This window comes from Nocardia yamanashiensis NBRC 100130 (assembly GCF_001613325.1).
Classification (GTDB): domain Bacteria; phylum Actinomycetota; class Actinomycetes; order Mycobacteriales; family Mycobacteriaceae; genus Nocardia; species Nocardia yamanashiensis.
In genome coordinates, this window is the sequence record NZ_BDCD01000069.1 from 1 (window position 1) to 7,613 (window position 7,613).

General features: G+C 69.4%; 9 protein-coding genes and 1 pseudogene. All 10 read left to right on the top strand.

Going from position 1 to position 7,613, the window contains the following annotated elements:
- Positions 1-388 (top strand): annotated as a pseudogene (locus NY1_RS43990) (hypothetical protein); the annotation flags it as partial.
- Positions 389-412: 24 nt separating this feature from the next.
- On the top strand, positions 413-1,105 hold the full coding sequence (locus tag NY1_RS41555) for a DUF8176 domain-containing protein (RefSeq protein ID WP_067723574.1): 693 nt from the start codon (positions 413-415) through the stop codon (positions 1,103-1,105).
- The gene (locus NY1_RS41560; RefSeq protein WP_067723576.1) at positions 1,102-1,965 is read left to right on the top strand and encodes a hypothetical protein; all 864 of its coding nucleotides are present in this window, start codon (positions 1,102-1,104) and stop codon (positions 1,963-1,965) included. Before NY1_RS41555 ends, NY1_RS41560 begins: the two co-directional genes overlap by 4 nt.
- A complete protein-coding gene (locus tag NY1_RS41565; RefSeq protein ID WP_067723578.1) occupies positions 1,962-3,530 on the top strand; it encodes a cutinase family protein in 1,569 nt (522 codons plus the stop codon). The genes NY1_RS41560 and NY1_RS41565 overlap by 4 nt, the downstream gene beginning before the upstream one ends.
- Before the next feature lie 43 nt (positions 3,531-3,573).
- A complete protein-coding gene (locus NY1_RS41570) occupies positions 3,574-4,290 on the top strand; it encodes a hypothetical protein (RefSeq protein WP_233434717.1) in 717 nt (238 codons plus the stop codon).
- Positions 4,284-4,553: a hypothetical protein gene (locus NY1_RS41575; RefSeq protein ID WP_067723580.1), complete on the top strand. Its 270-nt coding sequence runs from the start codon at positions 4,284-4,286 to the stop codon at positions 4,551-4,553. Before NY1_RS41570 ends, NY1_RS41575 begins: the two co-directional genes overlap by 7 nt.
- A gap of 16 nt (positions 4,554-4,569) precedes the next feature.
- The gene (locus NY1_RS41580) at positions 4,570-4,833 is read left to right on the top strand and encodes a hypothetical protein (protein ID WP_067723587.1); all 264 of its coding nucleotides are present in this window, start codon (positions 4,570-4,572) and stop codon (positions 4,831-4,833) included.
- Positions 4,834-4,872: 39 nt separating this feature from the next.
- Positions 4,873-5,505 (top strand): DUF8175 domain-containg protein, encoded by a 633-nt coding sequence (locus tag NY1_RS41585; RefSeq protein ID WP_084536335.1) that lies wholly within the window; start codon positions 4,873-4,875, stop codon positions 5,503-5,505.
- A complete protein-coding gene (locus tag NY1_RS41590) occupies positions 5,502-6,341 on the top strand; it encodes a DUF8175 domain-containg protein (RefSeq protein WP_067723589.1) in 840 nt (279 codons plus the stop codon). The genes NY1_RS41585 and NY1_RS41590 overlap by 4 nt, the downstream gene beginning before the upstream one ends.
- On the top strand, positions 6,335-7,613 hold a 1,279-nt coding region (locus NY1_RS41595; RefSeq protein ID WP_157762851.1), incomplete at its 3' end, for a hypothetical protein. The genes NY1_RS41590 and NY1_RS41595, both read left to right, overlap by 7 nt.

Here is a 7,613-nt window from a genome sequence, read left to right on the forward strand (position 1 = left end):
CGTCGCAGGCGGCCTGGCCGGCGCGGGCACCGGCGCGGTCATCGGCAGCGCCGATCGCGACGTGACCCTGCCCGCCGAAGTACCCGCCCTGGTGGAGGCCCCGGCCCCGATGCAGGAGATCCCGGTCGTCGAAACCGCCGCCCCCGCACCAGCACCGGCTCCGGAGCCGGTGTGGCAGGCCCCGATCGCGCAGGTGGTGGAGCAGGCCGTCGAATCCTTCGAACAGGCCGTGGCTGCCCCGGAGCTCGCGGCCCCGGTCGATTCCCTGGCTGGCGCGCTGGCAGCGGTCCCTGTGGTGACTCCCGAACAGCTCGGCCCTCTGGCCGGGTTGGCTCCGGCGATCAATGACGCCCTGGCCACGGTGCAGACCGCGGCAGCAGGCAACTAACCACCCGCCGTCGAGGAGCAGGCGATGATGACCGAGTCCTGGCGCACCTGGCTACCGGATCACCCCGACGAGATCGATCGCGCGGGTGAGGATTTCGAGGCTGAGGAGTTCGTCGACGACGACCCCCTCGCGGCGATCAAGCTCGACATGCGCGAACGCGTCGACGCGGCGGCCGCCCGCCGCAAGCTGGTCCGTGCGGGCGTGATCGCCGCCGGTGTGGTCGGGATCGCGGTGGCCGGAACGGTGGCGTTCATGCTCCCCGGGCGCGGCGATTCCCAAGCCGCGGCACCTGCACCGACGAAAGCCGCACCGGCCAGCGCTGCCCCGCCATGGTGCGCGAGCTCGCGCGGGGACAGCGTGGTCGTCGGCGACGGCAAGGGCAAAGCCCCCGGCACACCGGGGGTTACGGGCCCGGACTTGATCCTGTACCAGCAATGGCAGTGGTACGTCGCCCGCAACGCCGACGCCGCCCGGTCGGTGCTCGCGCCGGATGCCCAAGCCGCCGATCCGGAGACCGCGCGGGCGGCGGTGGCGGCAGTGCCGCAGGGCACCAAGCACTGCGTCACCATCACCACCTTGGCCAAGGGCGCCTACGACGTGCAGATCGAGGAGAAACATCCCGACGGCTCGAAGGCGCACTGGCAGCAACGCGTTTCCACCGCGGCCCCGGCCGGGCAGCTGGTCATCACCGCGATCACCGCCGGAGGTGAGCAGTGAAGCCCCGGGTCAGCGTCGCGGAACTGCCTGCCGACGACCGCACCGCGAGCACCCTGCTCGCCCCGGCACCGGCCGCGGCGGCCGCGAGCGTCCCGATCGGCAAGTCGGTGAAAACCCTTCGCCGCCCGGCTCTTCCGACCACCCTGGTCCTGGGCGCGGGAGGCGGAGCGGGCGTGACCACCCTGGCGCTCGGGTTGGCAGCGGCCGCGGCGACCCGGCCCGGCGGGGGAGCCGATGCGGTCGCGGTCGATGCCACCGCCTGGGGTGGAGACCTCGGCCGACGCGGCTCCGACGTCCAGGTCAGCGTCTCCAACGTCCAGACCTGGTTGACCATGCCGGGCGCGGAACGGATTTCGGCGATCATCGCCTGCACCGGCCGTAGTTCCACTGGCGTCCGGATCCTCTCGCGCACCCCGGATCCGCTCCCGCGCGGGCATTCGATGCTGTCGGTGCGCCGCAACCTCGAAACCGCCGGCCTACTGCCAGTGTTCGATGGCGGCGGCTCGGTCGCCAACCGCGGCGTCGCCTCACTGATCGACGACCCCCGGATCGGGCTGGTGATCGTCGCGGCCGCCCGCGCCGACTCCCTCAACGCCCTCAACGACTCCCTCGTGTGGCTGACCGACCGGTACGGGGAGTACCTGATCTCCAACGCCGTGATCGCGGTGACCTACCAGCTGCCGGGCGGATTCGGTGCCGGCGCAGTCGAACACGTGCGCACCCACCTGTCCAAGTGGGTCCGGGCGGTCGTGGACATCCCGTACGACCGCCACCTGGCCACTCGCGCCCCACTCGCGTGGGGGCAGCTCACCGAACCCACTCGCCTGGCATTCCGGGCCGTCCTCGGAGGAATCCAATGACTACGCGCCGCGCGCTCCCCCTGACCGCCCTCGCCTCGGCCGGCCTGCTGTCGGTCTCGGTCATCACCGCCGTCAGCGCGGCCGCCGACGAGAACACCAGCGGTGGTTCGTGTCCGGCGGTCTACGCCCTCGGTGTGCAGGGCACCGGCGAATCCTCCCCGGACGCCGCGACCACCACCGACACCGGCATGCTCTCGCAGGTCTTCGTCCCGTTCGAAGCCTCCGCCCAAGCCGAAAAGGTCCCGGTCTCGCGCGAATACATCCCCTACAACGCGAGTTTCGGCGGGCTCGGGCCCTCGAGCGACACGACCGCGTATCAGACGTCGATCACCGAAGGCTTGGCGGCGCTGACTTCCAAGGCCGAGCAGATCATCTCCGGGTGCGCGAAAACGTATCTGGCGGTGGCCGGTTACTCCCAGGGCGCGCACGTGGCGTCCCTGTTCGCGCAGAAGGTCGGCGCCGGGTCCACCTCCATCCCCGCCGATCGGGTCGCGGCCGTCGCCCTGTTCGCCGATCCGGCCCGCGGCCAATCGGCTTCCACGTTCCCCGGCACTTCGGACGCGACGCCGGATGCGGTCCCGGGCACGTCCGGTTCGGCGGTGGCGGCGGTGGACGCGGTCACCGCGACGACCGCCCCGGGCAGTGGGCTGGCGCCCAAGACCGACGGCTCGACCAGCTACGGCTCGCTCACCGGCCGCGTCGCCTCGTTCTGTTCCAGCGGGGACCTGGCCTGCGACGCCCCCGACAACGCCGCCCTGTTGCGGACGGTCGCCAATGTCGCTGGTCAGGTCGAGATCGGGAACGACCCGATCAAATCGATCGCCTCGGTCACCCAAGCCCTCGCGCTGACCGGGATCAAGGCCGCGACCTCGATCGTCAACGACAACATCCAAGGCACCTCGCTGGCGAGTCTGTCGCTGAACTCGAAGAAGAGCATTTCCGCCACGTTGGCCGAAGCCTCGGACCCGAACACCTCCCTCGATATCGACGACGCCCTGAAAGCGCTGCTGAAGGTCGGCACGATCGCGATCAACGCGGTCTCCACGCTGGCGAAATCCCTTCTGACCCCGGCCAATATCAGTGAGATCGCCACCGCCGGGCTCGCGAACCCGATCGCAGGGCTCGCGGTGTTCGGCACGAAACTCGTGGCCGCGATCCCCGATCTCATCCCGCCGGCTACCGCGTCGAAGTTGATCCAGTCCGCGTTCACCGAGGTCGTCAACAACATCAGCGACAACCAAGACCTCCTCAACGCCTCCACCTGGACCAAATACAGCGACGTGTTGATGCGTCACGGTTCTTACCAGCACGACCCGATCAGCGGCTCCGGCAAAAGCGCCGTGCGGTGGGTGGCGGACTGGTTCGCGGCCGCGGCCGCCGACATCGGCGGCGTCGCCGCCGTCGCGGCTCCCTCGCCGACCAGCTTCACCACCGACATCCCGACCGCCCCGGCCACGCCGGGCGAGGCGAAACCCGAAGGCACGCAGAGTGAGCCGACCACGGCGGCGAGCCCGTCGGTGGTGCTGCCCGACTTCGGCGCGGCCGCAGGCACCCAGTCCCACTAACCCCGACAAGGAAGGACCCCTGTCCAAGGGGAGGTGAAACCCGATGGTGGCCAACAACATCCTCGAACCCGACACCGCCGCGTTGCCCGCACCAGCGGGATCCGGATCGGCGAACACCGAGTCGGTCCGGTTGTCCAAGGCCCGGGAGAAGTCCCTCGCCTTCGCGACCCTGCCCCCGGAACCCGGTAAGCGCGCCGGGGTGTGGGCGAAACCGGTCTCCCACGACGGTGCGCGGGGTCCGATGTGGTGGCTGCTCGGGGCACACGGTGGCGCCGGAGTCTCCACCCTGGCCCACCAGCTCGCTCCCGCCGGGGACTGCCAGCGCGAATGGCCCGCCGTCCTGGGCGACGAGAGCCCGTTCGTGGTGCTGGTCGCCCGCGAAACCATCCCCGGGCTGGAACGCGCGCACGATCTGCTGCGCCAATACCACTGCGGCCAAGCCGGACCCGGCCGGGTCATCCTGCTCGGTCTGATCACCGTGGCCGCGCAACCCGGCAGCATGCCTGCCCCGGTGCGCCGGCACCGGCGTGTGATCGCCGACCTGGTGCCCGAGGACGGGTTGTGGCGGGTCGAGTGGTCGCGCGATGCGGTGCTCTCCCCGTTGGGGGAGCTGCCGATCTGGACTCCCGGGGACCTGGCCCCGGCGAAGGGACGCGATCGGCTCGCGCCCGTGCGCGAGCTCGGCGAGCACCTGTTCGCCACCATCACCGCCCTCGTCGGCGGACCCGGCCCGAAAACCGAAGGAGCACAGTCATGTTGACCCACATCGTCCTAGCCGTGGAGGAAATCAACCCCGTCGCGCCACCTGGAAGCAAAGGGCTGATCCAGCTGGTCCAGTACGGCAAATACCTCGCCTACCTGGTCGCGGTCGCCGGAATCATCTACGGCGGCGGCCGGTTCGCGGTCGAGAAATGGAACGGCGGGGCGTGCGAGTCGCCGAAGATCGTGGCCGGTTCCATCGTCGGCGGCATCGTCATCGCCGTCTCCACCACCCTGCTCAACACCGTCATCTCCGCCGTCTGAGCAGCGAGGTCACGCCATGAGCGCATTCGCTGAGGACTACCGGCAACTGCCCGCCGATGTCACCGGGCCGCTGATGACCCTGCTCGGCTACGGGCTCTGGTTCGCCCAACTCGTCTGTCTGGCATGGCTTCTCGTGGCCGCCGGCCGCTACATGGCGCTGCGGCATTCCACGGTCGAAACCTACGCCGAAGCCCACAACGGGTTATTGCGGACTCTGGTCGCGGCTGTGCTGGCCACGGTGTCGCTCGGCATCGCCAACGGCGTGCTCGCCCTTCAATAGCCCCCCGGCCCTTCGCCGATCCGGAAAGGACTCGAGCTCATGGTCCGCACCCTGCTGATCGCCCTCTCGCTCACCGCGACACTGCTGGTCGCCGCGTGCGGCCGCGATTCCGATTCCGCTGACACCCCGACCGCGACCTTCACCCCTGACCCCGCGCGCCCACCGGCCGGGCTGTGGTGGGAGGACTGGCAAGGCGTGTCCATGCCCATCTCCAACGCCGACGGACCCGAGTTGACCAGCGGGGCCGCGGGCGGGTTCTCCCGCACCCCGCAGGGCGCGGGCTTGGCCGCGTTGCACCACGCGACCCGGGTCGCGCTGGCACCGGATGGCATGTGGCCCACCATTGCCGCGAAATCGCTGGTCACCGGCCCCGGTAAGGACGCCTACGTCCTGGCCCGCGCCCGGATCTCGATCACCGGCCCCGCCGACCCGGCCCTGGTACCGACCTTCCTGGGCTACCGGATCGACTCCTACACCCCCGAACAGGCCGAGGTCACCGTCTATACCCGATACCCCGACGGATCGCTGGCCGCCCACCACGAGAAAGTCTCGTGGATCTACCGGGACTGGCGGCTGAACCTGCCTGATCCGGCCGTGGATCCGAATACGACTCCAGTCGATGCCATCTCGGCCACCCCGGCCGACATCGTCCGATTGGAGATCAAGAAATGACCGACACTAAGCCCCCCGAGACTTCCCGGCGTGCGAGCGCGACCCTGATCGCCGCCGTCGTCACCCTGGTCCTCATCGTGGTTGTCGCCGCGATCGTCTGGTGGACCCGCTCCGACCAGCACGACACCAGCACCCCGCCAACCTCCGCACCCGGCACATCCTCCACGGCCGGGGGCTCCAGCAGCGCCCAAGGATTCGCTGCACCGGACGTGGATGCCTTCGGGCGTCGGGTGGACATTCCGAACAATCCTGCGGGGCAACCACTCACTCAGGTGCGGGGTCCATTGACCGCCGGGGATCCGCGCTGGTTGACCGCCGCGCCGTTGCTGCCCGAGCAAGGTGGATGGCAGCGGGTCTACAACGTCAGTGTCCCGTTCTCGATCTCCGACGGTCCGACCGCAATGGTGGATGGCGTTCCGACCGGTTACTCCCACACCCCGCAAGGCGCGGCGCTCGCTGCGGTCTATGTGACCTGGGAATCGTATGCGCAGCCACGCAATTGGGCGTTGCGCGAACACATGCAGGTGATGACGGCCGAGGACAAAACGACCTTCGATCAGCTCGTCGCGGCGGGGAAGGTCCCTGAGCACCCGTCGGACGCGGCGACGAAGTGGCTGGTCGCTCCGGATGCGTTCAAGGTCGAAACCTGGTCGCAGAACGGCGATCTGTGCGTACTGCGTCTGGCGACCAAAGCCGAACCGAAGAACGGCGCACCCCAATGGGCCTCGTCGCAGGTCGTCATGGTGTGGGACGGGCAATGGCGGATGCGGCTCGCCGATGACCACCAGCTGCCGAAGACGTTCATCAACTCCTTAAGCGGGTGGACGACATGGTGAGCACCGGCCCGCTACGCCGCGCCCTGCTGATCGTGGCCGTCGCCCTGGCGGCCGTATTCACCTCCGCAGGGCCCGCACTGGCCGATCCTGACTCCAGCGGCGGATACGGATTCAACGACGCCTGCGAACAAATCGCTGAAGGGCTCGACGGCATCGGAATCCAGATTCCCGGCCTACCTACCCTCGGAGATCTCGGCGGCACCGCCTGCAAGGCCGGCAACGTCGCGACCCACCCGGGCCAAGCGGTCGAAGCGATCAAAGACAAAGCCTGGGACAGCACCTTCGGCAAAGCCGTCGATGCTCTGCTGACCGGTCTGGGTGACGCGATCACGATGTCGTTGACCTGGTGGACGAGAATCCCGACCACCAACACGATCAACTCCCCGTCGTTGTTCGCCGAGATCCGTTCCTACACTTTCCAAGCCCAGATCCTGCTGCTGGCCGCCTCGCTGATCGCGTGCGCCATCCGGTTGGGTATCGCGCATCGTTCCGGTGCGGCCGAGCAGGGCACCGAGACCGCGCGGGTGCTGGGGCGGGCGGTGTTCGCGTCGGCGATGTTCTCCACGATGCTGACCCTGGGTACGCAGGCCGGGGATCGGTTCGCCGAGTGGGTGATCGACGAATCCACCGACCACAACGCCAAGGGCGTGGCGGAGGCGATGCTGCAAACCTCCACCCTCACCGCGCTTTCCCCGGGTTTGGTGTTCATCATCGCCACGATCGGCATGCTCGGGGCGATCATGCAGGCGGTGTTCGCGGTGGTCCGCGAAGCCCTGCTGGTGGTGGTCGTCGGCATTCTGCCGCTGGCGGCCGCGGGCTCGGGCACCAATATCGGGCGCGGGTTCCATGACCGGTTGTTGGCGTGGTCGGTCGCGTTCGTGCTGTACAAGCCGGTCGCGGCCCTGGTGTACATGATCGCGTTCACCACCTGCGGCAAAGCGGGCAGCTCGGCGAACGACACGATCCAGGCCGGGCAAACCCCGAGTGCCGAACAGGCACAACAGGTCCTGGTCGGCGTCGTTCTGCTGTGCAGCGCCGCCCTGGTCCTGCCCGCGCTGATGCGCCTGGTCACTCCGCTGTCCTCGATCGGCGGCGGCATGTCGGGGGCGGTCGCGGCCGCCGGACTGATCGGCACGGCCGCCTCGCTGTCGAGCATGCGCGGCACCGGCGCCAAGGCAACTGCCGGGGCCGGCGGTGGACGTCCCGGTGGCGGCCCGGGCCCGCGGGGCGGGAACACCGGCGGCGGTAGCGGTTCGGGCGCACGTCCCGTCC